This is a genomic window from Mycolicibacterium baixiangningiae (assembly GCF_016313185.1).
Taxonomy (GTDB): domain Bacteria; phylum Actinomycetota; class Actinomycetes; order Mycobacteriales; family Mycobacteriaceae; genus Mycobacterium; species Mycobacterium baixiangningiae.
The window spans coordinates 838,409-861,825 of the sequence record NZ_CP066218.1 but is presented as its reverse complement, the minus strand read 5'-3'; the positions used below and the strand labels follow the sequence as shown (position 1 = coordinate 861,825).

The 23,417-nt window shown below is 69.0% G+C and carries 26 protein-coding genes and 2 pseudogenes; 18 read left to right on the top strand and 10 right to left on the bottom strand.

What is annotated here, in order from left to right; translation table 11 throughout:
• The first annotated feature begins 82 nt into the window (after window positions 1-82).
• The 6 genes and pseudogenes from I7X18_RS04130 (at window position 83) to I7X18_RS04110 (ending at window position 4,781) form a co-directional block, all read left to right on the top strand.
• Window positions 83-895: an MMPL family transporter gene (locus tag I7X18_RS04130; protein WP_319017966.1), complete on the top strand. Its 813-nt coding sequence runs from the start codon at window positions 83-85 to the stop codon at window positions 893-895.
• A pseudogene (locus tag I7X18_RS29930) lies at window positions 880-1,302 on the top strand (MMPL family transporter); the annotation flags it as partial. The gene I7X18_RS04130 and the pseudogene I7X18_RS29930, both read left to right, overlap by 16 nt.
• Window positions 1,303-1,482: 180 nt before the next feature.
• A complete protein-coding gene (locus I7X18_RS04125) occupies window positions 1,483-2,691 on the top strand; it encodes an RNA polymerase sigma factor (RefSeq protein WP_193044986.1) in 1,209 nt (402 codons plus the stop codon).
• Window positions 2,692-2,700: 9 nt separating this feature from the next.
• Window positions 2,701-3,393 carry an HAD family hydrolase gene (locus I7X18_RS04120; protein WP_193044424.1) on the top strand — a complete coding sequence of 231 codons (693 nt, stop codon included), beginning with the start codon at window positions 2,701-2,703 and terminating at the stop codon, window positions 3,391-3,393.
• A 7-nt stretch (window positions 3,394-3,400) separates the two neighbouring features.
• Window positions 3,401-3,859, top strand: a complete 459-nt coding sequence (locus tag I7X18_RS04115; protein ID WP_193044425.1) for a nitroreductase family deazaflavin-dependent oxidoreductase — start codon at window positions 3,401-3,403, stop codon at window positions 3,857-3,859.
• Window positions 3,860-3,869: 10 nt separating this feature from the next.
• A complete protein-coding gene (locus tag I7X18_RS04110; protein ID WP_193044426.1) occupies window positions 3,870-4,781 on the top strand; it encodes a 1,4-dihydroxy-2-naphthoyl-CoA synthase in 912 nt (303 codons plus the stop codon).
• 54 nt (window positions 4,782-4,835) lie between these two features.
• Here the strand turns inward: I7X18_RS04110 and I7X18_RS04105 are convergent, their stop codons facing one another.
• Window positions 4,836-5,690, bottom strand: coding sequence for a helix-turn-helix domain-containing protein (locus I7X18_RS04105; RefSeq protein ID WP_232375406.1), 855 nt, complete (start codon window positions 5,688-5,690; stop codon window positions 4,836-4,838).
• 144 nt (window positions 5,691-5,834) lie between these two features.
• Between I7X18_RS04105 and I7X18_RS04100 the strand changes: the two genes are divergently transcribed.
• The 4 genes from I7X18_RS04100 to I7X18_RS04085 all read left to right on the top strand — a co-directional run bounded on the left by I7X18_RS04100 (window position 5,835) and on the right by I7X18_RS04085 (window position 9,348).
• Window positions 5,835-6,821 (top strand): SDR family NAD(P)-dependent oxidoreductase, encoded by a 987-nt coding sequence (locus I7X18_RS04100; protein ID WP_332522612.1) that lies wholly within the window; start codon window positions 5,835-5,837, stop codon window positions 6,819-6,821.
• 185 nt (window positions 6,822-7,006) lie between these two features.
• Window positions 7,007-8,005: an SDR family NAD(P)-dependent oxidoreductase gene (locus I7X18_RS04095; protein ID WP_193044428.1), complete on the top strand. Its 999-nt coding sequence runs from the start codon at window positions 7,007-7,009 to the stop codon at window positions 8,003-8,005.
• A gap of 74 nt (window positions 8,006-8,079) precedes the next feature.
• Complete coding sequence (locus I7X18_RS04090; protein ID WP_193044429.1) at window positions 8,080-8,955, top strand: SDR family oxidoreductase; 876 nt, start codon at window positions 8,080-8,082, stop codon at window positions 8,953-8,955.
• 21 nt (window positions 8,956-8,976) lie between these two features.
• Window positions 8,977-9,348, top strand: coding sequence for a VOC family protein (locus I7X18_RS04085; RefSeq protein ID WP_193044430.1), 372 nt, complete (start codon window positions 8,977-8,979; stop codon window positions 9,346-9,348).
• Between the two features lie 6 nt (window positions 9,349-9,354).
• Here I7X18_RS04085 and I7X18_RS04080 read toward each other — a convergent pair whose 3' ends face one another.
• Genes I7X18_RS04080 through I7X18_RS04070 form a run of 3 tightly spaced genes read right to left on the bottom strand, consistent with a single transcriptional unit; the run spans window position 9,355 to window position 11,203 of the window.
• Complete coding sequence (locus I7X18_RS04080) at window positions 9,355-9,660, bottom strand: DUF3349 domain-containing protein (RefSeq protein ID WP_193044431.1); 306 nt, start codon at window positions 9,658-9,660, stop codon at window positions 9,355-9,357.
• A gap of 10 nt (window positions 9,661-9,670) precedes the next feature.
• A complete protein-coding gene (locus I7X18_RS04075; protein WP_193044432.1) occupies window positions 9,671-9,949 on the bottom strand; it encodes a hypothetical protein in 279 nt (92 codons plus the stop codon).
• Between the two features lie 18 nt (window positions 9,950-9,967).
• Window positions 9,968-11,203, bottom strand: coding sequence for an inorganic phosphate transporter (locus tag I7X18_RS04070; protein ID WP_193044433.1), 1,236 nt, complete (start codon window positions 11,201-11,203; stop codon window positions 9,968-9,970).
• A 215-nt stretch (window positions 11,204-11,418) separates the two neighbouring features.
• Here I7X18_RS04070 and I7X18_RS04065 point away from each other — a divergent pair, with 215 nt between their 5' ends.
• From I7X18_RS04065 to I7X18_RS04055, 3 genes and pseudogenes are all read left to right on the top strand, one after another.
• On the top strand, window positions 11,419-11,694 hold the full coding sequence (locus I7X18_RS04065; RefSeq protein ID WP_193044434.1) for a DUF3349 domain-containing protein: 276 nt from the start codon (window positions 11,419-11,421) through the stop codon (window positions 11,692-11,694).
• Window positions 11,695-11,762: 68 nt separating this feature from the next.
• Entirely contained in the window at window positions 11,763-12,839 is a 1,077-nt protein-coding gene (menE, locus tag I7X18_RS04060) for an o-succinylbenzoate--CoA ligase (RefSeq protein WP_232375480.1), read from the top strand.
• A gap of 7 nt (window positions 12,840-12,846) precedes the next feature.
• Window positions 12,847-13,460, top strand: a pseudogene (locus tag I7X18_RS04055) (pyridoxamine 5'-phosphate oxidase family protein).
• 5 nt (window positions 13,461-13,465) lie between these two features.
• Here I7X18_RS04055 and cynS read toward each other — a convergent pair.
• Together cynS and I7X18_RS04045 are read right to left on the bottom strand one after the other, a co-directional pair.
• The gene (gene cynS, locus I7X18_RS04050) at window positions 13,466-13,921 is read right to left on the bottom strand and encodes a cyanase (protein ID WP_193044435.1); all 456 of its coding nucleotides are present in this window, start codon (window positions 13,919-13,921) and stop codon (window positions 13,466-13,468) included.
• Complete coding sequence (locus tag I7X18_RS04045) at window positions 13,918-14,772, bottom strand: formate/nitrite transporter family protein (protein WP_193044436.1); 855 nt, start codon at window positions 14,770-14,772, stop codon at window positions 13,918-13,920. Before I7X18_RS04045 ends, cynS begins: the two co-directional genes overlap by 4 nt.
• Before the next feature lie 202 nt (window positions 14,773-14,974).
• On the opposite strand from I7X18_RS04045, the gene I7X18_RS04040 reads away from it, so the two are divergent.
• The 3 genes from I7X18_RS04040 (at window position 14,975) to I7X18_RS04030 (ending at window position 18,257) form a co-directional block, all read left to right on the top strand.
• Window positions 14,975-16,330, top strand: a complete 1,356-nt coding sequence (locus I7X18_RS04040; protein ID WP_193044437.1) for a hypothetical protein — start codon at window positions 14,975-14,977, stop codon at window positions 16,328-16,330.
• 180 nt (window positions 16,331-16,510) lie between these two features.
• Window positions 16,511-17,773 carry a molybdopterin-dependent oxidoreductase gene (locus tag I7X18_RS04035; protein ID WP_193044438.1) on the top strand — a complete coding sequence of 421 codons (1,263 nt, stop codon included), beginning with the start codon at window positions 16,511-16,513 and terminating at the stop codon, window positions 17,771-17,773.
• A 1-nt stretch (window position 17,774) separates the two neighbouring features.
• Window positions 17,775-18,257, top strand: coding sequence for a hypothetical protein (locus I7X18_RS04030; RefSeq protein WP_193044439.1), 483 nt, complete (start codon window positions 17,775-17,777; stop codon window positions 18,255-18,257).
• Here the strand turns inward: I7X18_RS04030 and I7X18_RS04025 are convergent.
• The 3 genes from I7X18_RS04025 to I7X18_RS04015 are packed head-to-tail and all read right to left on the bottom strand — an operon-like array spanning window position 18,238 to window position 20,195.
• Window positions 18,238-18,867, bottom strand: a complete 630-nt coding sequence (locus tag I7X18_RS04025; protein WP_193044440.1) for a methyltransferase domain-containing protein — start codon at window positions 18,865-18,867, stop codon at window positions 18,238-18,240. The two genes, I7X18_RS04030 and I7X18_RS04025, sit on opposite strands and share 20 nt — an antisense overlap.
• Window positions 18,868-18,870: 3 nt before the next feature.
• Window positions 18,871-19,542: a TIGR04282 family arsenosugar biosynthesis glycosyltransferase gene (locus tag I7X18_RS04020; RefSeq protein WP_193044441.1), complete on the bottom strand. Its 672-nt coding sequence runs from the start codon at window positions 19,540-19,542 to the stop codon at window positions 18,871-18,873.
• Window positions 19,539-20,195 carry a glycosyltransferase family 2 protein gene (locus tag I7X18_RS04015; RefSeq protein WP_193044442.1) on the bottom strand — a complete coding sequence of 219 codons (657 nt, stop codon included), beginning with the start codon at window positions 20,193-20,195 and terminating at the stop codon, window positions 19,539-19,541. The genes I7X18_RS04020 and I7X18_RS04015 overlap by 4 nt, the downstream gene beginning before the upstream one ends.
• 102 nt (window positions 20,196-20,297) lie before the next feature.
• Between I7X18_RS04015 and I7X18_RS04010 the strand changes: the two genes are divergently transcribed.
• Together I7X18_RS04010 and I7X18_RS04005 are read left to right on the top strand one after the other, a co-directional pair.
• Window positions 20,298-21,011: a response regulator transcription factor gene (locus I7X18_RS04010; protein WP_193044443.1), complete on the top strand. Its 714-nt coding sequence runs from the start codon at window positions 20,298-20,300 to the stop codon at window positions 21,009-21,011.
• On the top strand, window positions 20,998-22,026 hold the full coding sequence (locus I7X18_RS04005) for a sensor histidine kinase (protein ID WP_193044444.1): 1,029 nt from the start codon (window positions 20,998-21,000) through the stop codon (window positions 22,024-22,026). The genes I7X18_RS04010 and I7X18_RS04005 overlap by 14 nt, the downstream gene beginning before the upstream one ends.
• On the opposite strand, the gene I7X18_RS04000 is transcribed toward I7X18_RS04005, so the two are convergent.
• Entirely contained in the window at window positions 22,003-23,391 is a 1,389-nt protein-coding gene (locus I7X18_RS04000) for an NAD(P)/FAD-dependent oxidoreductase (RefSeq protein WP_193044445.1), read from the bottom strand. The two genes, I7X18_RS04005 and I7X18_RS04000, sit on opposite strands and share 24 nt — an antisense overlap.
• Between the last annotated feature and the right edge of the window lie 26 nt (window positions 23,392-23,417).

The window sequence follows — 23,417 nt, the reverse complement described above, 5'->3', positions numbered from 1 at the left end:
GGCCCAGGACAGATTCCACCGCGCCGCCGCGGGGTAGGTAGGGGCGTGAATAGTCGGCATCAGTGGAAGGACGGTAGCGCCGATGTCAGCGCTGCTCTATCGGATCGGCAACTTCGCGTTCCGTCATCGGCTCTTGATGATCGCCCTCTGGGTGGTGTTGTTGTTCGCCGCCGGCGCCTCGACGCTCCTGGCCAAGCCTTACCAGATGGACTTCTCACTACCCGGAACTGAAACGGACCGCGCGGCAACCCTTCTCGATGAGAAGTTCCCCGGCCAGGGCGACATGCAGGAGATTGCGCAGGCCAAGGTCGTCATCCAGACGCCCGCCGGTACGCGGCTCGACGACCCGCAGATGGCCGCAGCGCTCGACGCTCTGGTTCAGCGACTGCGCGGTCTCGACCACCTCGCCGCACCGCAGTCGATCCAGAATCCGCTCAGCACCCCGGCTTTGGCGGCGCAGGTGAACAGCAATCGCACGATCACCTATGTCGACGTCGTGTACGACCAGAAGTTCACCGACGTCGATGCTGCCACCGTCGAAGCCTTCAAGGAGGTCCTGCAGTCCGGGCGTGACGACGGCCTGACGGTCGAAGCCACCGGCACGATCTTCAACGGCCAGCCACCACAGCAGGGCGCCAGTGAGGCGATGGGTTTCGGCGTCGCGTTGATCGTGATGGTCATCGCGTTCGCGTCACTGGTCGCCGCCACCGTCCCCATCATCACCGCGATCTTCGGCGTGGGCATTTCGGTAGCGCTCATCACCGGGTCGACATTCTTCTCCAACCTGGACACCTCGTCACTGCTGATCGCGTCGATGATCGGGATCGCGGTGTCGATCGACTATTCGCTGTTCATCATGTCGCGGTATCGAACCTCCCTCTTCCGGTGTTCTTGATAGGCATCGTCTTCGGCTTGGCCATGGACTACCAGGTGTTCCTCGTGACGCGGATGCGCGAGGAGTACATCCACGGGCCGCAGACACGCGAGGGCGCCCGCACCGCAGTGGCCGTGGGCTTCCAGCACGGCGCCAGGGTGGTCACCGCGGCCGCGATCATCATGATCTCGGTGTTCGCCGCCTTCATGCTCTCGCCCGAGACCGTCGCCAAGAGCGTGGGCTTCGCGATGGCAGCAGCCGTGCTGTTCGACGCTTTCCTGGTGCGCATGGTCATCGTCCCGAGCATCATGGCCCTGCTGGGCGAACGGGCTTGGTATCTACCGCCCTGGCTGGACCGGCTCGTGCCCAACGTCGACATCGAAGGCGAGAAGATCCAGCGCGTCGCAGTCGAACGCGTGCGAGGCTGACCCTGCGGTCCGGAGGCACCGCGCACGGCGCCTCCCCTCGCCGTCACCGCGCCAAAGTCGCTGATACCGAAGCACTATCGGCGCAGGAGTCGTAGCGGTCGGGCCCGGGCGCGAACGGTGACCGCTAACGTGGCCGCTGTGGACACCGAGATTCGCGAGACCGTCGATGCGGTGTGGCGGATGGAAGCCGCCAAGATCGTCGCCACACTGACCCGCACTGTCGGCGATGTCGGCATGGCCGAGGACCTCGCCGCCGACGCCCTGGTCGACGCGCTCTCGCAGTGGCCGTCGTCCGGGGTGCCGCGCAACCCCGCCGCCTGGCTGACCACCGTCGCCAAGCGCAAGGCGATCGACCACTGGCGGCGGCAGGACACCCTCGGCGCCAAGTACGCCGAAATCGCCCGCGACCTGGAGACCCGGCTCGACGAACCGGCGTGGGATCCCGACCACATCGACGACGACGTGTTGCGGCTGATCTTCGTCGCGACCCACCCGATGCTGTCGCGGGAGAACCAGATCGCCCTGACCCTGCGCGTCGTCGGCGGGCTGACCACCGAGGAGATCGCCCGGGCCTTCCTCACCTCGAAAGCCACCGTGGCACAGCGGATTGTGCGAGCCAAGAAGACGCTGGCCGAGGCGCAGATCCCGTTCGAGGTGCCGCCCCGCGACCAGTACCCGAAACGCCTGTCGACGGTACTGAGCGTCATCTACCTCATCTACAACGAGGGCTACTCGGCGTCGTTCGGGCAGCGCTGGATCCGTGACGAACTGTGCCGCGAGGCGTTACGGCTGGGCCGCATCCTCGCCGCCCTGGTGCCCGACGAACCCGAAGCACACGGCCTCGTCGCGCTGATGGAGTTGCAGACGTCGCGATTCGCGGCCCGCGCCGACAGCACCGGCCGCCCCGTCCTGCTCGAGGACCAGGACCGCACCAAATGGGACCGCGGCCAGATCGGCCGGGGAGTGGCCGCACTGCACCGCGCGGCCGCGGCCATCGACCGGCGCGGCACCGGCTGGGGTCCCTACGCGCTGCAGGCCGCGCTCGCCGAATGCCATGCCACCGCCCCGTCGACCGCCGAGACGGACTGGCACCGCATCGTCACCATCTACGACGCCCTCCTGCAGATCACCCCGTCACCCGTGGTCGAACTCAACCGCGCCGTCGCCGTCGCGATGGACTCCGGACCGGCGGCGGCACTGGAGATCGTCGACGGGCTCACCGGACTCGAGGACTCCTATCTCCTGCCCAGCGTGCGCGGTGAACTGCTGGCCCGCCTGGGCCGCACCGACGAGGCCGCCACCGAATTCGACCGGGCCGCCGCACTGACCGACAATGCGCGTGAACGAGAGGTGTTGTCGGACAAACTGGCTCGCATCCGCCGCGGATGACGTGGCACCATGGCGGAGATGACTGTACGAGCAGCGCTGTTCGACTTCTCCGGAACACTCTTCCGCCTCGAGGAGGACGACAGCTGGTTCACCGGTATCGAGGTCCACTCCCGCGAGATCGACGGGCACGTGCAGGCCGAGTTGCTGCGTCGCCTGACCGCGCCGACCGGACGCACGGTGAAGATGACCCCGGAAGCCGACCACGCGTGGGTCAACCGCGACCTCGCCCCGCATCTGCACCGCGAGGCCTACCTGCACGTGCTTCGGGAGTCGGGACTCGCCGACCACCACGCCGAGCAGCTCTACCGGCGAGTGATCGATCCGTCGTCGTGGACGCCGTATCCCGACACCGCCGAGGTCCTCGCCTGCCTGCACAGGCAGGGCATCAAGACCGCGGTCGTGTCCAACATCGCGTTCGACGTGCGGCCCGCCTTCGCCGCGGTCGGCGCCGACAGTGACGTCGACGAGTTCGTGCTGTCGTACGAAGTCGGCGCGACCAAGCCGTCGCCCGAGATCTTCACCACCGCACTGTCACGGCTGGGGGTCGACGCATCGGACGCGGTGATGATCGGTGACAGCGATGAGGCCGACGGCGGTGCGCGCGACGTGGGCTGCCGGTTCCTGCTCGTCGACCCGCTGCCCACCGAGCAGCGTCCCACCGGTCTGCGCGATGCGCTGGCAGACATCGGAATAAAGGTATAGGAGGGATATGCCCGAGGAACGCATCCGGCCGCCGTGGTGGCTCAAGCCGATGAACAAGGTGGTGATCGCCTCGACGAAGCTGGGACTGCCGATCTTCGGTAAAGAGGGGCCGCTGATCCTGACCGTGACCGGCCGCAAGAGCGGGCGGCCGCGGTCCACACCGATCACGCCGATGTACGTCGACGCCAAACGCTATGTGGTGGGCGGCTTTCCGGGTGCGGACTGGGTGCGCAACGCTCGGGCAAACCCTGAGGTGACGTTGACGAAGAACCGCCGCAGCGAGCGGGCGCGGATGGTGGAGATGTCCGACGACGAGGCCCGGCCCCTGCTTCGCGAGTTCCCCACGCTGGTGCCCACCGGGGTCGACTTCATGAAGAACGCCGGACTGGTCACCGAGGCGACCCCCGAGGAGTTCGAGGCGCTCGCCGGCCGCTGCGCCGTCTTCCGCTTCGACCCGATCACGTAGGTTTCCTGCCATGAGCGACACCCCGTTCGACCCGTCGGTCTGGCAGCCGGTCCCCGGGTTCGATCTGACCGACATCACCTACCACCGCCACGTCGTCGACGGCACACCGCAGCCGACGGTGCGGGTCGCGTTCGACCGGCCCGAGGTGCGCAACGCCTTCCGGCCGCACACCGTCGACGAGCTCTACCGGGTGCTCGACCACGCCCGGATGTCGCCCGACGTCGGCGTGGTGCTGCTGACCGGCAACGGCCCGTCGGCCAAGGACGGCGGCTGGGCGTTCTGCTCGGGCGGTGACCAGCGCATCCGCGGCCGCAGCGGCTACCAGTACGCCGACGGCGAGACCGCCGACACCGTGGACGCCGCACGCGCGGGCCGCCTGCACATCCTCGAGGTGCAGCGGTTGATCCGGTTCATGCCGAAGGTGGTCATCTGCCTGGTGAACGGGTGGGCGGCCGGCGGTGGGCACAGCCTGCACGTCACGTGCGACCTGACGCTGGCGAGCCAACAGCACGCGCGCTTCAAGCAGACCGACGCCGACGTCGGCAGCTTCGACGGCGGCTTCGGCAGCGCGTACCTGGCCCGTCAGACCGGCCAGAAGTTCGCCCGCGAGATCTTCTTCCTCGGCCGCGCGTACGACGCCGAGCAGATGTACGCGATGGGCGCGGTGAACGCCGTCGTCGACCACGCCGAACTCGAGAACGAGGGGCTGCAGTGGGCCGCCGAGATCAACGGCAAGTCACCGCAGGCGGTGCGGATGCTGAAGTTCTCGTTCAATCTCATCGACGACGGGCTGGTCGGTCAGCAGGTGTTCGCCGGGGAGGCCACGCGGCTGGCCTACATGACCGACGAGGCCGTCGAAGGCCGCGACGCCTTCCTGGAGAAGCGCGACCCGGACTGGTCTGCGTTCCCGCGCTACTTCTGAGGCGATTCGGGCGCGGTGATCGACGCCTGGCGCATGTAAGCGCGCCCAAATCACTCAGACGGACGAGTTGCGGTAGCGCAGCGGCGACATCCCGACCTCCCGCTTGAACGCCGTGCTGAATGCGCTCTCGGAGGTGTACCCGAGCTCGACCGCCAACGGCCCTATCCGTACGTCGCCGTCGCGCAGCGCGCGCTGGGCGAGCCGCATCCGCCAGGCGCTGAGGTAGGCCAGCGGCGGTGACCCGGCCACGTCTCGGAACCGCTCGGCGAACGCGGTGCGTGACATCATCGCGACGCGGGCGAGCTCGTCCAGCCGCCACTGCCGTCCGGGCTCGGTGTGCATCAGGGATACCGCTGCCCGTAGTCGCTCGTCCGCCAGCAGACGCAGCCAACCGACGGGAAGCTCGTCGGCCTGTGAGAGGTGCGCCCGCAGAAGCGTGAGCACCAGCAACTGTGCATGCTGGTTGATCGCGAACTCGGCGCCGACTCGCCGGGCGGTCGCCTCCTCCCAGATGCGTTCGAGGGTTTCGCGAAGGTGCGTGGCGTCGGCGGCGGACGCCCGCACGTGGAGGACCGGCGGCAGGCCGGCCGCCAGCAGGTCCATCCCCACCCGGTTCGCGTCGATGTGCCCGCCGAGAATGACGTCGTCGTCGCCGTCGTCGATGCGCACGAAGGTGTTCGGCTCGGTCAGCGCGAACTGCCTGGCCAGCCCGTCCGGTCCCCCGCTCATCGTCGCCCACGACCGGCGGTTCAGGACCACCACGTCGCCGGTTCCGATGTCGATCGGGCCGCTCACGCCGTTGGCCACCAGCGTCGCGCGGCCGGCCACCATGGCGACGAACTTCAGCGGGGATGACAGTTCGAAACGCGTCGACCAGGCGCCTGCGACCCCGAACCCTCCGGAGATCACACTATTCACCTCGACCAGCCGCAGTACGTCAGAGAGCTGATCGGTCGACGTCTCCGTACTGTCGCGCAAAAAGTGGGGACGCATGCTCAAGGAAAGCCCGTGTTCGGCGTGGTTATTCCAGGCATGACACACAACCAACACCCTTTGGGATCAGGATTCACCGCCGCCTCGACCACCGCCGACGTCCTCGAAGGCATCGATCTGACCGGCCGAACCGCCGTCGTGACCGGTGGCCACGTCGGCCTCGGGCTCGAGACCACCCGCGCCCTGAGCGCCGCGGGCGCCACCGTGGTGGTCGGGTCCCGCAGCCCGGACCGGGCCGCGGCCGCGCTGACCGCAATCGACGGTGTCGAGGTCGAGCAGCTCGATCTGCTGGATCCGGTATCGGTCGACGCCTTCGCCAACCGCTTTCGCGACTCCGGGCGGCCGCTGCACATGCTGATCAACAACGCCGGCATCATGGGCGGACCGCGGACCCTCGACCCACGCGGTTACGAAGCGCAATTCGCGACGAACCACCTCGGTCATTTCCAGCTGACGCTCGGGCTGTTTCCCGCGCTGCGCGATGCGAACGGCGCCCGCGTGGTCAACGTCTCGTCCGGCGGGCACCACTACTCCGACATCCGTTGGGACGATCTGCATTTCGAGACCGGACCATATGACGGGATGCTCGGGTACGGGCAGTCCAAGACCGCGAACATCCTGTTCGGCGTCGAACTCGACAGGCGCTGGGCCGGCGACGGCATCCGGGGCTACTCGCTGCACCCCGGCGTGATCTTCGGTACGAATCTCGCCCCGTGGCTGACCGACGACGAACTTCGCCGAATGGGTCTGGTCGACGATGCCGGCGAGCCGATCCTCGACCCGGAGCGTGAGATGAAGACGCCGCAGCAGGGTGCGGCGACCTCGGTGTGGGCGGCGACCAGCCCGCTGCTCGACGGCGTCGGCGGCGTGTACCTGAAGAACTGCGATGTGGCGCCGGTGGGCGCGGTGACCGCACTCGACACCGACATCACCGCCGGTCCCCAGGACTCCAACCTCGGCGTCGCGCCGTACGCGGTCGACCCCGAGGCGGCGCAGCGCCTCTGGGCCCTCAGTGAGGAGCTGATCCGGGCGTCCGGTGGTGGGTGATCGCGGCGGCCGGCGCTCTGTTGTTCAGATCGCGACAGGGGCGCTGGCGGCTGTGTTCGCCTTCGTCGCGATGCTGCGCATCCATCGCGAGGCGGTGGAATCGTCCACCTAGGCTCCGTACTGTCGCGCAGAAAACGCGGACTCACGATCATGCGAAGTCGCCAACCCCCGATGTTGTTCCGGGCATGACACACAAACAGCACCCCTTGGGATCAGGATTCACCGCCGCGAACACCGCCGACGACGTCCTCGAAGGCATCGATCTGTCCGGCCGCACCGCCATCGTCACCGCCGGCCACGTCGGCCTGGGCCGCGAAACCACCCGCGCGCTGAGCGCGGCGGGCGCCACCGTGGTGGTCGGCTCCCGCGATCCCCGCCGCGCCGCCGCGGCGGTCGCCGGCATCGACCGCGTCGAGGTCGGCGAACTCGATCTGCTCGACCCGGCGTCGGTCGAGGCCTTCGCCGCGCGCTACCTCGACTCGGGTCGGCCGCTGCACATGCTGATCAACAACGCCGGAATCATGGGAGTGCCTCTGGTACGGAACACTCACGGCTACGAATCCCACTTCGCCACCAACCATCTCGGCCACTTCCAGCTCACCCGGGCACTGCTCCCCGCGCTGCGGTCCGCCGGCGGCGCACGAGTGGTCAACCTATCGTCATGGGGCCACCATCTGTCCGATATCCGTTGGGACGATCCCCATTTCGAGGTCGGTCCGTACGACGGCATGATCGGCTACGGCCAGTCCAAGACCGCCAACGTCTTGTTCGCGGTCGAACTGGACCGGCGCTTCGCCGATGACGGCATCCGCGGGTATGCCCTGCATCCCGGCGGAATCTTCGGGACCAACCTGGCGCCGTGGCTGACCGAGGACGATTGGCGCGCCATGGGTCTCGTCGACGATGCCGGACAGCCGGTCATCGACCCCGACCGTGACATGAAGACACCGCAACAGGGCGCCTCGACGACGGTGTGGGCCGCGACGAGTCCGCTGCTGGCCGACATCGGCGGGGTGTATCTGCAGAACAACGACATCGCACCACTGGAGGACATCACCGAGCCCGTCAGCATGGATGGCGATTTCGGGAGCGGTCCGTTCGAGATGACCGTCGGCGTCACCCGCTACGCCGTCGACCCGGAATCGGCAGAGCGGCTGTGGAAGCTCAGCGAGGAAGCGATCTGACGGTCGGTTGTGCACGGTTTGGAGCGGTCAGCGCTCCAAACCGTGCACAAGTCGCCGGGAACTAGACTCCTCCAGTGAGCAAGAACCCGCTGCGCCGCCTGTCCGACAGCCTGATGCTGACCAGCATGCGGCCCTCGATGGCCGAACAGTTCCTGCAGCCGCGTTCATCGATCGAGCTCGCCGGCAAGCGCATCCTGTTGACGGGCGCCTCCTCCGGCATCGGTGAGGCCGCGGCGGAGAAGCTCGCCCGACGCGGCGCCACGGTCGTCGCGGTGGCCCGCCGACAAGACCTGCTCGACGCGCTCGTCGCACGCATCACCGAGGCCGGCGGCGCTGCGACCGCGCGAGCGTGCGACCTGTCGGATCTCGACGCGGTCGACGCGCTGGTGGCCGAGGTGGAAACCCAACTCGGCGGCGTCGACATCCTGATCAACAACGCGGGCAGGTCGATTCGCCGGCCCCTGGCCGAATCGCTGGACCGCTGGCACGACGTCGAACGCACGATGACACTGAACTACTACTCACCGCTGCGGCTGATCCGCGGACTGGCACCCGGCATGATCGAGCGCGGTGACGGCCACATCATCAACGTCGCGACCTGGGGTGTGTTCAGCGAGGCTTCACCTCTGTTCGCCGTCTACAACGCCTCCAAGGCGGCGCTGTCAGCGGTGAGCCGGGTCATCGAAACCGAATGGGCCGGCAAGGGTGTGCACTCGACCACGCTGTACTACCCGCTGGTGAAGACACCGATGATCGCGCCGACGCGGGCCTACGACGGGGTGCCGGGACTGAGTGCGCAGGAGGCCGCCGACTGGATGATCGACGCGGCGCGCAGCCGGCCGGTGCGCATCGCTCCGCGGATGGCCGTGACCGCAAGGGCCGTCGACTCGCTGGCGCCGACGTGGCTGAACGCGATCGTCAAACGCCAGCAGGTGCAGCCGGGCGCCTGACCGCCGTGATAGACAGAGCCCATGGAGATCCTGGCCAGTCGGGTGCTGTTCCGGCCCACGGATTACCAGCGGTCGCTTCGCTTCTACCGGGACGACCTCGGGCTCGCGGTCGCCCGTGAATACGGCGGCGGCACCGTGTTCTACGCGGGCCAGTCGCTGATCGAGCTGGCCGCCCACGGCGGCCCTGACGCGTGCGGTGCGCTGTGGCTGCAGGTGCGCGACATCGACGCGGTCCAGGACGAGTTACGCGGACGCGGGGTCGAGATCTCCCGGGAGGCCCGGCAGGAGCCCTGGGGGCTGCACGAGATGCACGTGAACGATCCCGACGGTGTGACGCTCATCTTCGTGCAGGTGCCCGACGACCATCCGTTGCGCCGCGACACCCGCGGCTGAGGAGCGTCAGCGAACCGGTGCGGCCAACGGCCAGCCGACCGAGGCCAGCCGCGCCGCGACCTGCTGCACCTCTTCGGGATTGGGTTCCTTGGCGATCACCTCGTGCACGGCGGCGCGGATATCGTGCTCGGTGACGGTCTCGGAGTCGCTCGACCGCAGGATCGACTGCGCGGCCCGGACGACCTCTTCCTCGCTGAGCGATCGCTTCAGCAGCGCCAGCAGCGGGAAGTAGTCCTTCGGCGGGACACCCTGCGGGTAGCCCTCGCGCAGCCAGGTGAGCACCTTGTCCATCATGCCGGCGTTGTCAGTCATCACCACACCCTCACTTGGCGAACGGGAACAGGTTGACACCGACGTGATGCTCGATCGTCGACCTCGTGATCCACAGCAGCGCCAGCAGGATCACCGCCGCGACGATCGTGAACAGCGCCACGCCGACGAATTTCAGCGCGGGGTTCGGCGCGTGGACAGTGCCGTCGGCGTCAGTGTTGCCCGCTCCGGCGGAGTACGCCACCAGCCCGTAGGCGAACAACGCGGGCAGACCGGCACCGAGGAGCAGGCCCACCCCGAGCACACGCAGGATGCTTTCCAGATAGCTCACGACTATTCCTTCGATCGGTCAGACGGCGGCGGACGTCTTCGGGGCCTCGCGAACATCCGCGGGCACGACCGAATTGGTCGTGTCGTCCCAGTCCGCGTTGACGTTGGAGTGATCGACCTTCTGCTGCTGCGCGCGCCGCCACATGTAGAACGACAGCGCGACCAGGATCAGGAAGATCAGCCCGTCACCCGCGAGTTGTGTGGTCATTCCGGCCACCGAGTGGGAGAGCCAGAACGCGAGCGCGCCAACGAGGCCCGCCGCGGGCAGCGTGACCAGCCAGGCCACTGCCATGCGGCCGGCGACGGCCCAACGGACCTGCGCGCCCGGCTTGCCCACCCCGCTGCCGAGGATCGAGCCGGTCGCGACGTGGGTGGTGGACAGCGCCATACCCGCGGCGCTCGAGCTGAGGATGATCGCGGCCGACGACGCTTCGGCGGCCAGGCCCTGCGGGGACTGGATCTCCACCAGACCCTTGCCGAGCGTGCGGATGACGCGCCACCCCCCGAGGTACGTGCCCAGGCCGATGGCCAGCGCGCAGCTGGCGATGACCCAGAACGGCAGACCGTCCTCGGCGACGTCGCCGGTCAGGTGGCCGGTGGTGATCAGGGCGAGCGCGATGACGCCCATCGTCTTCTGCGCGTCGTTGGTGCCGTGCGACAGCGCGACCAGTGACGCCGTGGCGATCTGTCCCCAGCGGAAGCCACCCTCCCGGCGTTTGGGTGCCACCCTGCGGGTGATCCGGTAGACCAGCCAGGTGCCGCAGCCGGCGACCAGACCTGCGATGACCGGTGCGGCGATCGCCGGGATCAGCACCTTCTGCGTGACGCCGGCCCAGTTCACCCCGGCCAGGCCGATGGCCGCCAGACCCGCGCCCATCAGCCCGCCGAACAGGGCGTGCGACGAACTCGACGGGATGCCGAACAGCCACGTCAGCAGGTTCCAGAGGATGCCGCCGACGAGGCCGGCGAAGATGATGGTCAGCCCGGTGGATGCGTCGATGTTCGGCAGCAGCGAACCGGTCTCGCTGTCCTGGATCTTGAGCACCGAAGTGGTCACGGTGAGGGCGACCTCGACCGACAGGAAGGCGCCGACCAGGTTGAGGACGCCGGCCAGCAGCACCGCCGTCTTGGGCTTCAGCGCGCCGGTGGCGATCGACGTGGCCATCGCATTTCCGGTGTCGTGGAAACCGTTGGTGAAGTCGAAGGCCAGTGCTGTCGCGACCAGCAGCACCAAGATGATCAACTCGGAACTCACGAGTCCTCATTCTGCGTGGCCGCGACCCGCAACACCAATCACCGGTCATCCGAATCAGGGGTGTGTCCTGGGCTTTCGTCGGCGACGCGGCGATGTTCACCGAGTGTTCATGCCGCGTGCAGTCGGCGTTGGCCGGCGGCGCCGGGCGCTCACCAGCGCTAACATCACTGCCGGCGGGCACACCGGTCTGTGACGTGCCCGGGAAAGTGACGTCAGTGCCCAACTTCCTAGTCAGGATCGTCGCGTGGATCACGGCCGGCTACCCCGAGGGGGTGCCGGGACCGGACCGGGTGCCGCTGCTCGCGCTGCTGCGCAGGCAGTTGACCGATGACGAGGTCACCGCCGTGGCGCAGACACTCATCGATCGCGGTGAGTTCGACCAGGTCGACATCGCCGTGATGATCACCTCGATCACCGACGACATGCCCACGCCGGCGGACATCGAGCGGGTGCGCGCCCGGCTCGGGCACGACCCCGAGGAGGACGGATAGCCGTCCTGCGCGCCCTCGCCGTCCCGTCCGGCGCCGCGGCGCTCGAGGTGCTGCCGGTCATCGAGGACATGGTGCGCGGCCGCGGTCCCGCACTGCTGCCGACACCGGCCGACGACGCCGGGCACGGCGCGCGGCTGGGTGAGGCGCTGGGTGTCGGTGCGCCGATCGACGACGACGTCGCCGTCGTGGTGCCGACGTCGGGCACCACCGGCACGCCGAAGGGCGCGATGCTGACCGCCGCCGCGCTGACCGCGAGCGCGCACGCCACCCACACGCGCCTCGGCGGTCCCGGACAGTGGCTGCTGGCGCTACCCGCCCATCACATCGCCGGGCTGCAGGTGCTGGTCCGCAGCGTGGTGGCCGGTCAACGGGCGGTCGCGATGCCGGCGGGTTTCCAGGCGGGCGACCTGGTGTCGGCGGTCGCGGCGATGGGAGGGGGACGACGGTACGTCTCGCTGGTGAGCGTGCAACTCGACAAGGTGCTGCGCTCGCCGTCCGCCGCCGACGCGCTGGCCACGTTCGACGCGGTCCTGATCGGAGGCGGCCCGATGCCCGCCGGCTTGGCCGAAAGAGCCTCTGCGGCAGGCATTTCGGTGGTCCGAACCTACGGGATGAGCGAGACCGCCGGGGGGTGCGTCTACGACGGTGTGCCGCTGGACGGTGTGCGGGTGCGTCTCGACGGGTCGCGGATCCTGCTCGGCGGGCCGACCCTGGCGAGGGGCTATCGCAATCGCGTGCAGCCCGACCCGTTCGCCGAAGCGGGCTGGTTCCGTACCGATGACGTCGGCGCGCTGGACGGCGGCGTGCTGCGCGTGCTGGGCCGCGTCGACGATGCGATCAGCACCGGTGGGTTGACGGTGATGCCCCCTGTCGTCGAGGCGGTGCTGTCCCGCCACCCCGCGATCGCGGACTGTGCGGTGTTCGGCGTGGCCGACGAGCGTTTGGGGCAGCGGGTGGCGGCCGCGATCGTCGTCGCCGCGGGTGCGACGGCGCCGACGGTGGCGGAGGTTCGGGCGCACGTGGCGGCGGAACTCGACGCCACCGCGGCCCCGCGTGAGGTGCATGTGGTCGAGGAGGTGCCGCGCAGGGGGATCGGCAAGGTGGACCGCCGCGGGTTGAGCGCGCGGTTCGGCGGATCGGCATGATGGCGGTATGCGCCGAGAAGTGACCACCGTCGACGAACTGCGCGCGATCGTCGGCCATCCCAACAGCTACGTCGCCAACAAGGTGGGCCCCCACCTGTCGTCGGTGCAGCAGGAGTGGCTACACGCTGCGTCGCTGGGATTCGTGGCGACCACCGACGCGCAAGGCCGCATCGACGTGTCGCCGAAGGGGGCCCACCCGGCTTCGTCCATGTCATCGACGACCGGACGATCGCGATTCCCGAGCGGCCGGGCAACAAACGTGTCGACGGCTACCTCAACGTGTTGGAGCGGCCGCGTGTCGGCACCGTGTTCGTGATTCCCGGCCGCGGCGACACCCTGCGCATCAACGGCAGCGCCCGCGTTCTGGCCGACGCCGACTACTTCGACGCGATGGCCGTCAACGGGAAGCGGCCGATTCTCGCGCTGGAGATCGACGTCGAGGAGGTGTTCTTCCACTGCGCCAAGGCGTTTCTGCGTTCCGGTGCGTGGAAGCCGGAGTCGTGGAACCCCACCGCCGTGCCGAGCGTCGCGCAACTGGCCAAGACGTTCAAACCGGATCTGACGCAGGCCGAACTCGACGAGTACTACTCCGAGGACACCATGCGCAAGCAGCTGTACTGATCGGATCAGCCCTCGGCGGCCGTCCAGTCGTACGGCAGGAACTTGCCGTCGAGCGTGACCACCACGCGGTCCCCGGCCGGATGCGGCTTGCGCTCGATGTCGATGCTGAAGTTGATGGCGCTCATGATGCCGTCGCCGAACTCCTCGTGGATGAACTCCTTGATGGCGCCGCCGTATACCTGCAGCACCTCGTAGAACCGGTAGATCGTCGGATCGGTCGGTACGGCGGTGGGAAGGCCCCCGCGCATCGGGACCGCCGCGAGCACCGGCACCGCGGATTCGTCGAGACCGAGCATGTCCACGAGGACCTTGCCGCAGTCCACCGGTATGGGGTGCTGACCGAGCAGTGCCGCGATGGTCCACATCACGGGTCTGTCGATGGCGTCGGCGAGTTGTTGCCACGTCAGCTGTTTCGCCAACCGCGCCGCCACGATCTCGGCGCTGATCTGGTCGCGGGTCATGCGCGCGCCTCCACCGGAAGGGTGAACTGCTCCGGTTCGACAGGCCGGTTCCTCTCGGAGCCGGTGCGGGCGTGCGTGGCGTACAGCGTCAACCCGACGAAGGCCACACCGCCGACCAGATTGCCGACGACGGTGGGGATTTCGTTCCACACCAGGTAGTCCATCACCGAGAAGTCACCGCCGAGCATCAGACCGGACGGAAAGAGGAACATGTTGACGACCGAATGTTCGAAGCCCATGTAGAAGAACACCATGATCGGCATCCACATCCCGATCACCTTGCCCGGTACTGACGTCGACATCATGGCGGCCACGACACCGGTGGAGACCATCCAGTTGCACAGCACCCCGCGGATGAACAGCGTCAGCATGCCGGCGGCACCGTGTTCGGCGTATCCGACGGTGCGGGCGTGGCCGATCTCCCCCAGCCGCAGGCCGACCTCGTTGGGATCGACCGAGAACCCGTAGGTGAAGACAATCGCCATCATGAACGCGACGGTCAGCGCCCCGGCGAAGTTCCCAAGGAACACCAGCCCCCAGTTGCGCAGCATCGAGCGCACCGTCACGCCGCGCCGCTTGTCGAGCAGCGCGAGCGGTACGAGGGTGAAAACCCCGGTGAGCAAATCGAATCCGAGCAGATACAGCAGGCAGAACCCGACCGGGAACAGAATCGCACCTACGAGTGCGTTACCGGTCTGCACGGTGATGGTCACCGCGAACGCCGCGGCCAGCGCCAGAATGGCCCCCGCCATGTAGGCGCGGATCACCGTGTCGCGGGTCGACATGAACGCCTTGCTCTCCCCGGCGTCGATCATCTTCGTGACGAACTGAGCTGGATTCACATAGGACATGGGTCGTCGCTCCTTTTCGGATGGCGGGACAGCGGCAGACGACGGCACTGAACACTCAGCTTGGCGACCGCATATGTCCGGCACGTAACGCGACTTTGACAACGGGTCACGGTTCCTTCACCGAAGCTGGTGACCAGCCGTGAACTCCATCGCTGGTGACGTGGTTCACATCGCTGGTCGGTGCGGCCCCTAGGCTGGCCCGATGCGGGCCTATCGCAAGGAGACGCTCGCCGCCGCGTGCGGCGTGGTGCTCGTGGTCGCGGCGTTCGTGGTGCCCCATCTCGGGCTCGGTATCGTCACACCGCTGATCAACGCCACCCCGGAGCGGTTCCGCGACTTCGCCGGCACCGCGCCCCTGTTCGGCTGGTGGGACGCCCACATCGGGTGGGGCACCGTGCCTGCCGTCGTCCTCGGCGTCGGCGCCGTCGTGTGGGGCCAGCCGCTGGCGCTGCGGCTGAACTGGCGGACCGTGGTCCTGACGACGTGGGCGGCGTCGGCGGCGTGGGCGTTCTCCCTGGCGATGGTCGACGGCTGGCAGCGCGGGTTCGCCGGCCGATTGACCGCCCGCCACGAATACCTGCGGCAGGTGCCCACCGTCACCGACATCCCCGAGGCCGTCCGCACCTTCGCCGGCCGCATCCTCGACTACCAGCCCGATTCGTGGATCACCCATGTGTCCGGCCACCCACCGGGTGCGCTGCTGACGTTCGTCTGGCTGGACCGTATCGGCCTCGGCGGCGGCGCCTGGGCGGGGCTCCTGTGCCTGATTGCCGGTTCCAGTGTGGCGGCGGCCATCCTGGTGGCCGTGCGCGCTCTGGCCGACGAGCGCACCGCCCGGATGGCCGCCCCGTTCGTGGCGGTCGCGCCGACCGCGATCTGGGTGGCGGTGTCGGCCGACGGTTACTTCGCCGGTGTCGCCGCCTGGGGTATCGCACTGCTGGCGCTCGCGGTGCGGCGGCGCGGACGGTTTCCCGAACTCTTCGCGGTCGGGGCGGGCCTGCTGCTGGGGTGGGCGATCTTCCTCAACTACGGCCTGGCGTTGATGGCGCTGCCCGCGGTCGCAGTGCTGGTGTGTGCGGCCGACCGGCGCTCGGCACTGCGGGCCCTGGCGCCTGCGGCGGGCGCCGCGCTGGCCGTCGTTCTGGTGTTCGTCGTCGCGGGCTTCTGGTGGTTCGACGGCTATCACCTGGTGCAGGAACGCTACTGGCAGGGCATCGCGAACGACCGGCCGTTCCAGTACTGGGGTTGGGCCAATTTCGCCTCCGTCGTCTGCGCGATCGGGTTGGGCAGCGTCGCCGGGCTGGGCCGGGTGTTCGATATCGCGGCTATCCGCTCCCGCTCGGGTCTGCACGTGCTGATGCTCGGGGCGCTGGCGTCGATCGTCTGCGCCGACCTGAGCATGCTGAGCAAGGCCGAGACCGAACGGATCTGGCTGCCCTTCACCATGTGGCTGGTCGCCGCCGGGGCACTGCTCCCGGTGCGCGCGCAGCGGTGGTGGTTGGCGCTCAACGTGCTCGGGGCCCTGGCGATCAGCCATCTGATGCTGACCAACTGGTGACCGGCCGTTTACGGGCTGACCCTCGGCCGCCCCCGTCGTCGTCCCGCATCGTCCGCGGTGAACGCCGAAGACCCCTCCCCCGGTGCGTCGCCGGGGATGATCAACTGACGCGCTGACATTGTCGTGACACTGCGCTGAAAGGCCGTGCGCGCCGCACATGCGAATCGGCACAATGCAGGCATGGGTCCCGAGCATCCGCCGGCCCGCAGCCCGCTCCGGTGGCGCAGCCCGCTGCGTGGTCTGTGGTTGACCTCTGTCCTCGGTTCGGTTCTGCTGGTGACGCTGCCGATCGTCACGGTGACCGGCCTGCTGTCCTACATCGCCTACGGCCCCCGGTTCGGCCAGGCCATCCCCGCCGATGTCGGGTGGCTGAAACTGCCGACGTTCGACTGGCCCACCGACCCGGCGTGGCTGTACCGGCTCACCCAGGGGCTGCACGTGGGGTTGGGCCTGGTGCTGATCCCCGTGGTGCTGGCCAAGTTGTGGTCGGTGATCCCGAAGCTGTTCGTCTGGCCGCCCGCGACATCGATCGCCCAACTGCTGGAACGGGTTTCGCTGTTGATGCTCGTCGGCGGGATCCTGTTCGAGATCGTCACCGGCGTGCTCAACATCCAGTACGACTACATCTTCGGCTTCAGCTTCTACACCGCGCACTACTTCGGGGCGTGGGTGTTCATCGCGGGCTTCCTGGTCCACATCGCGCTCAAGATCCCCCGGATGCGCGCCGGGTTGCGATCGATGCCGCTGCTCGAGGTGCTGCGCACCGACCGCGCCGGCACGCGGCCGGAAGAACCCGACATCGACGGGCTGGCACCGGTGGACCCGACGCCGCCGACGATCAGCCGGCGCGGTGCCCTCGCACTCGTCGGGGGCGGCGCGCTGCTGATGACGGTCCTGACGGCGGGGCAGAGCATCGGCGGATTCACCCGGCAGGCGGCGTTGCTGCTCCCCCGCGGCCGCTCCTACGGTGACGGCCCAGGCGACTTCCAGATCAACCGCACTGCCCGCGCCGCCGGCATCACGACCGCGGCGACGGGTGCGGCGTGGCGGCTCACGCTGCGCGGCGGTCCGCGCCCCGTCGTTCTCGACCGGGATGCACTGGCAGCGCTGCCCCAGCACACCGCCCGGCTGCCGATCGCGTGTGTCGAGGGCTGGTCGACCACCCAGACGTGGACCGGGGTGCGACTGCGCGACCTCGCCGCGCTGGCCGGGGTGCCCGAACCGGCGTCGGCCCGGGTGTCGTCGGTGGAGCGACGGGGGGCGTTCAATCGGGCGCGCCTGCAGGCCAACCAGATCGCCCATGCCGATGCGCTGCTGGCGCTGCGCGTCAACGGTGTGGACCTCTCGCCCGACCACGGGTTCCCGGCCCGGGTGATCGTGCCCGCGCTGCCCGGTGTGCACAACACCAAGTGGGTGGCCGCCATCGACTTCGAGACCGGCTGAGATGACCGCCTTCCGCAGGGTGTACGGAGCGCATCCGCTGCATCTGCTGACGCTGATCGCCGGCTTCGCGTTGTTCGGGTACGTCATTGTCACGCTCGGCCTTCCGGCCCTGTGGAATCCGCGTACCTGGTGGCAGTCGATCGTGGTGTGGTTCGTCGCGGCCGTCGTCGTCCACGACCTCGTGTTGTTTCCGCTCTACGCGCTCGCCGACCGGATTCTCGCCTTTTCCCAACGCATCTCGGCGCCCGTGCCTGTCGTGAATCACCTTCGGGTGCCCGCAGTGGGCTCGGCGCTCACCTTCCTGGTGTTCTCCCCCGGCATCCTCGAACAGGGCGCGCCCGCCTACACCGCCGCCACCGGCCTGACGCAGGAACCGTTCCTCGGCCGGTGGCTGCTCCTGGTCGCCGCGATGTTCGGGGCCAGCGCCGCGGTGTACGCGGTCCGGCTCGCGACGACACGACGGTCTACGGCGCTGCCAACGTAGCGACCACCCGCCGCCCGACCGGATGCAGCCCCGTCATCGCCAACCCGGCCTCCGCCGCCAGCGCGGCCGCGCAATCCACCCCCACCGACGCCCACCGGAACCACGGCCCCACCGTGTTCGACGATTCGAGACGCACCAGATTTGCTTGCACCCCTTGGGTTTCGGCGTCGAACTCGGCCACACACCGGCCACCGGGCCGCAGCAGTTCGGCAGCGCGCCGCAGCACCCGGCCCGGATCGCCCCCGAGGCCGATGTTGCCGTCGGCCAGCAGCGCGGTCTGCCAGCGCCCCAGACCGGGCAGTGCCCCGAACACGTCGCGGCGCAGTGCCGGCGCACCGTTTCGCCGAGCCAGCTCGACCGCGGTGGCGGACTGGTCGACGCCCAGCGCGGGGATGCCGCGACGAATCAGATCGGCAACCAAACGCCCTGGGCCACAACCCAAGTCGATCGTCGGCCCCTCGCAGAGCGCGACGACGGCCCGATCGAAGAGCCGGTCGGCGTGGCGTCCGCCGAGCCAACTGCGCACCGGAAGGGTCTTCACCTCACCGTCGTCGTGGCGGATCCAGCATCGTTCCCCGTCCAGCGCGCGGTCGTAGAGGTTACCCAGCATCGGTCACAGGCCCGCCGCCGCGGTCGCAAACGGAAAGCGCCCGCCCTGCGGGCAGCGCCGCCGGACGAAATCCACGTCCGCGGCCGTGTCCACATCGGCGAGCTCGTCGACGATCACCACACCGATCCCCCTGTCCTGCAGCGCTTTGCGGGTCAGCGCCCCGGTGTCGGAGCGCGACATCGGCACATCGCGCAGGCAGTCGGCCATCGCCGCGGTCCGCACGCCGAGCAGCCACCAGCCGCCATCGCGGGCCGGACCCAGCACCGCATCCGCGCCCAGCAGCGTCTGCGCACACCGGGCCAGCAGATCCGCGCTCACCTGCGGAGTGTCCATGCCGATCTGCACGATCGGCCGGTCCCCCACCGCCGCGGCCGCGTCGAGGTGGGCGTTGGCGAGCCGTTCGGCGAACGTGTCACCGCGCTGGCCGACCACGATGAAGTCGGCGAGCTTGGCGCGCAACACCGCGGCGTTGTGCACCTCGTCGAGGTCACCGGTGAACGCGACGACACGCGCGGCCACCGGGGTCGCGAGGACCGCGTCGAGCGTGTCGAGCAGCGCCGCGGCGGCGATCACCGCGGCCATCTCGTTCCCGACGGTGACGGCCAACCGCGTCTTGGCCTGCCCGGGAACCGGAGCCTTGGCGACGACGAGCGCCGTCACGGGCAACCGCGTCACTCGATCACCCGCCAGAAGTCCAGCGCGGCCACCACGCTGCCGCGTAACGAGCCGCTGACCTTCGACTTCCCGCCGGTGCGCGGGCCGTAGGTGACGTCGCGTTCCACGACGTGCCAGCCCGCCGCGGCCGCGCGAACCAACAGTTCGAGTGGATACCCGGATCGGCGGTCGGCAACCCCGAGCGCGAGCAGATCAGCACGGCGGACCACCCGCATCGGTGCGATGTCATGGACCGGCAGACCGTGCCGCCGGCGCAGCCGCCAGCACACCGCCGCGGTGCCGAGGCGGGCATGCCATGGCCAGCGCAACCCGGGCACCGCCCGCCGCCGACCGACCGCCAGGTCCGCGCCCCGGTCGAGTTCGGCCACCAGAGCGGGCAGTTCCCGCGGGTCGAGCGAACCGTCGGCATCGAGCACCGCGACCACCGGGGTGGCCGCCGCAACCACACCCGCGTGGACCGCGGAGCCGTAGCCGGGGTGCGCCTCGTGCACGACGTCGGCGCCGTGGCGGCGCGCCACCTCCGCGGTGCCGTCGGTGCTGTTGTTGTCCACCACCAGGGCCCGATAACCGGCGGGGAGTGCGGCGAGCACCGCCGGCAGGGACGCCGCTTCGTCGAGGCACGGCAGTATCACCGTCACGGGACTTTCGGGCATGAGCACGAGGCTAACCACGCCCGCCAGGAGCGACCTGGGGCAACAGTGACGAATCCGTGACATCGGCGCAGGTAGCGGGCGCCGGCGGCTAACCTCGAAAGGGTGACACGGGTGCTGATCGCCGATGACGACACCGTCGTCCGCGACGTCGTGCGCCGCTACCTGGAGCGCGACGGCCTCGAAGTGGCGATCGCACGCAACGGCACCGAAGCGCTGCGACTGCTCGGCACCGAGCGGATCGACGTGGCGGTGCTCGACGTGATGATGCCCGGACCCGACGGCTTGACGCTGTGCCGGACCCTGCGCCAGCGGGGCGACCACGCCGTCCCGGTCATCCTGCTGACCGCACTCGGCGAGGAAGACGACCGCATCGCCGGTCTGGAAGCCGGCGCCGACGACTACCTGACCAAACCGTTCAGCCCCCGCGAACTCGCGCTGCGCGTGCGCTCGGTGTTGCGCCGCGCACCCGCTCCGGTCGGGGCGGCACAGGTCGACCTGCAGGTCGGCGCCCTCACGATCTCCGCGGCCGCGCGGTCGGTGACCGTCGACCGCCAGCCGGTCAGCCTGACCAACCGCGAATTCGATCTGCTGCTCTTCTTCATCACCCACGCCGACACCGTCTTCACCCGCGAAGAGCTGCTCAAACAGGTATGGCGGTGGGATTTCGGTGATCTGTCCACCGTGACTGTGCACGTCAAGAGGTTGCGCTCGAAGCTGGGCGATCAGCACCGGGTGCAGACGGTGTGGGGCCGCGGCTACATGTGGAGCGACGCCCCCGGTGCTCGTGAAGGCCAGAGCACCGGTGCCGACAACTGACCTCTGGGAGATCGGCGCCTGGGCGCTGGCCTGTTCGATACCCGTGGTGCTGGCCGGTGCGCTGATCATCCGGCTGGCCCGGACGTGGTCGCTGGCGGTCAGCATGGTCGTGCTGGTGCTGATCCCCGTACTGGCCACCTTCACCGGCGTGCTGGGCGCGAGCGGCTTCATGATCACCCAGACCTTCGAGCCGATCGCCGTCGTGCTGGTGGTCGTCGCGGTGGTCACCATTCCCGGCGCGGTGATGCTCGGCCGCTACCAGGCTCGCCGCACGGTGTGGGAACAGGAGATCCGCGACTCCGAGCGGGCCGCCGAGATGTCGCGCCGGCAACTGGTCGCGTTCGTCAGCCACGATCTGCGCACACCGCTGGCCGGGATCCGGGCGGTGTCGGAGGCCATCGCCGACGGTCTGGTCGGCGGGGACGAGGTGCGCGCCCACGCCAAGCACATCGAACAGGAGTCGATCCGCCTGTCGGAGATGGTCGACGACCTGTTCGAGATGAGCAAGATCAACGCAGGCGCGGTCCAGCCGACCTTCGACCGGGTCGCCCTCGACGAAGTGGTCGACGACGTGCTGGCCGCGCACCGGATCGCCGCCGAACGCGCGGGCGTGCTGCTGCGCGCCGAACTGCCCGACAAACCCGTGCGAGTGCTCGGTAGCGATCGCGCGCTGGTGCGGGTGCTGTCCAACCTGGTCGCCAACGCCATCGCGCACACCCCGGAGGGCGGCCGCGTGCAGTTGGCGCTCGGCTCCGACGAGGACGTGGCATGGGCCCGTGTCGACGACACCGGGGTCGGCATCGACGAGGCCGACCTGCCGCGGGTGTTCGACGTCGCCTACCGCGGATCGAACGACCGGGTGCCGCGCGACGATTCGTCACTGCCCAGTGGGTCCGGGTTGGGACTGGCGATCGCGGCCGGCCTGGTGCAAGCCCACCGCGGCACCCTCTCGGCGCACAACCTCGACACCGGGGCCCGCTTCGAGGTGCGGTTACCGCTGGCCGTCGACGACTGAGCCCGGTTGCGTCGAGGCACCTCGGTCTTCCGGTGCGGGGTCCGGCAGATCCCACGATGAATACGTGTACCGCTCGGCGTGCCGGTCCGCGGCGCCGAGCATGAACGCCCGGTGGTAGCGGTCGGCGCGGGCTATCGACGCCAGCCAGGTGGCGACCGTGCTGATGCGATTGCTGACTCCGGTGAGGAAGGCGATGTGCAACAGCCCCCACGCCACCCACCCCGCGTATCCGGAGAGGCGAACAGGCCCGACCTGCAGGAGTGCGTGCCCGTGGCTGATGTAGGCGGCAGACCCGAGATCGCGGTACCGGTAGGGACGTCGGGACCGACCCGCGAGGTCACGGCGGATGCAGGCAGCAGCGTGAAGGCCGCCCTGCATCGCGTTCTCCGCGACGCCGGGCAGCTTGTCACGTCCGGCCAGATCACCGATGACGAAGATCTCGGGGTGTCCGGCGACGGTCAGGTCCGGTTCGACCGCGATCCGACCGGCGCGGTCGGTCTCCGCGCCGAGGACCTGCGCGACGTGGCGGGCGAAGGGGACGGCCTCCACACCGGCGGTCCACAGCACGGTCCGTGTCGCGAACCGCTCCTCGGGGCCGCCCTTCTTCGGTGTGACGGCGATGCCGTCGCGGTCCACGTCCGTCACATGCACCCCGAAATGCAACTCGACACCGAGGTCTCGCAAGGTGTCGTTGGCTTTCAGCGCGAGGTCGGGTGCGAAGCTCTTCAGCACCCGGTCGCCGCCGTCGAAGAGCAGCACCCTGGCCTCTTCCGGTTCGATGCTGTGGAACTCCTTCGCCAGCGTGCGGGTGGCCACCTCACGGATCTGGCCGGCCAGTTCCACCCCGGTGGGGCCGCCACCTGCCACCGCGAAGGTCAGCCAACTGGTCCGTTCCGGTCCCGGCGGCAGGGTCTCGGCGATCTCGAATGCGGTGAACAGGCGCTGTCGGATGTCGAGTGCGTCGTCGAGGGTCTTCATGCCCGGGGCCCACTGGGCGAAATGCTCGTTGCCGAGGTAGGACTGCCGCATCCCGGCGGCGAGGATCAACACGTCGTAATCGATGGTGAACGTGGTCTCGTCCGGCCGCAGCACGGTGACAGAACGGGCGACCGGATCGAGTTCGACGGCCTCACCCAACAGCGTCCTGATGTTGCGGTGGCCCGCGAACTCCTCGCGTAACGAACGGCTGATGTGTCCGATGCTCAACTTGCCCGTGGCGCACTGGTACAGCAGCGGCTGGAACAGGTGCCCGGCGGCGCGGTCCAGGAGGGTGACGTCCACGTCGACGCGGGACAACCGCCGCGCGCAGAACAAGCCGCCGAACCCGCCGCCGATGATCAGTACCCGAGGTCTTTCACGACTCATCACCACAACGCTATTCCCCGACACCT

What these genes read in the sequence shown, in the direction of transcription:
- I7X18_RS04130 (WP_319017966.1), top strand. Translation starts at nt 83, where the DNA reads ATGTCAGCGCTGCTCTATCGGATCGGCAACTTCGCGTTCCGTCATCGG.
- I7X18_RS04125 (WP_193044986.1), top strand. Translation starts at nt 1,483, where the DNA reads ATGGAAGCCGCCAAGATCGTCGCCACACTGACCCGCACTGTCGGCGAT.
- I7X18_RS04120 (WP_193044424.1), top strand. Translation starts at nt 2,701, where the DNA reads ATGGCGGAGATGACTGTACGAGCAGCGCTGTTCGACTTCTCCGGAACA.
- I7X18_RS04115 (WP_193044425.1), top strand. Translation starts at nt 3,401, where the DNA reads ATGCCCGAGGAACGCATCCGGCCGCCGTGGTGGCTCAAGCCGATGAAC.
- I7X18_RS04110 (WP_193044426.1), top strand. Translation starts at nt 3,870, where the DNA reads ATGAGCGACACCCCGTTCGACCCGTCGGTCTGGCAGCCGGTCCCCGGG.
- I7X18_RS04095 (WP_193044428.1), top strand. Translation starts at nt 7,007, where the DNA reads ATGACACACAAACAGCACCCCTTGGGATCAGGATTCACCGCCGCGAAC.
- I7X18_RS04085 (WP_193044430.1), top strand. Translation starts at nt 8,977, where the DNA reads ATGGAGATCCTGGCCAGTCGGGTGCTGTTCCGGCCCACGGATTACCAG.
- I7X18_RS04080 (WP_193044431.1), bottom strand. Translation starts at nt 9,660, where the DNA reads ATGACTGACAACGCCGGCATGATGGACAAGGTGCTCACCTGGCTGCGC.
- menE (WP_232375480.1), top strand. Translation starts at nt 11,763, where the DNA reads ATGGTGCGCGGCCGCGGTCCCGCACTGCTGCCGACACCGGCCGACGAC.
- cynS (WP_193044435.1), bottom strand. Translation starts at nt 13,921, where the DNA reads ATGACCCGCGACCAGATCAGCGCCGAGATCGTGGCGGCGCGGTTGGCG.
- I7X18_RS04045 (WP_193044436.1), bottom strand. Translation starts at nt 14,772, where the DNA reads ATGTCCTATGTGAATCCAGCTCAGTTCGTCACGAAGATGATCGACGCC.
- I7X18_RS04040 (WP_193044437.1), top strand. Translation starts at nt 14,975, where the DNA reads ATGCGGGCCTATCGCAAGGAGACGCTCGCCGCCGCGTGCGGCGTGGTG.
- I7X18_RS04035 (WP_193044438.1), top strand. Translation starts at nt 16,511, where the DNA reads ATGGGTCCCGAGCATCCGCCGGCCCGCAGCCCGCTCCGGTGGCGCAGC.
- I7X18_RS04030 (WP_193044439.1), top strand. Translation starts at nt 17,775, where the DNA reads ATGACCGCCTTCCGCAGGGTGTACGGAGCGCATCCGCTGCATCTGCTG.
- I7X18_RS04025 (WP_193044440.1), bottom strand. Translation starts at nt 18,867, where the DNA reads ATGCTGGGTAACCTCTACGACCGCGCGCTGGACGGGGAACGATGCTGG.
- I7X18_RS04015 (WP_193044442.1), bottom strand. Translation starts at nt 20,195, where the DNA reads ATGCCCGAAAGTCCCGTGACGGTGATACTGCCGTGCCTCGACGAAGCG.
- I7X18_RS04000 (WP_193044445.1), bottom strand. Translation starts at nt 23,391, where the DNA reads ATGAGTCGTGAAAGACCTCGGGTACTGATCATCGGCGGCGGGTTCGGC.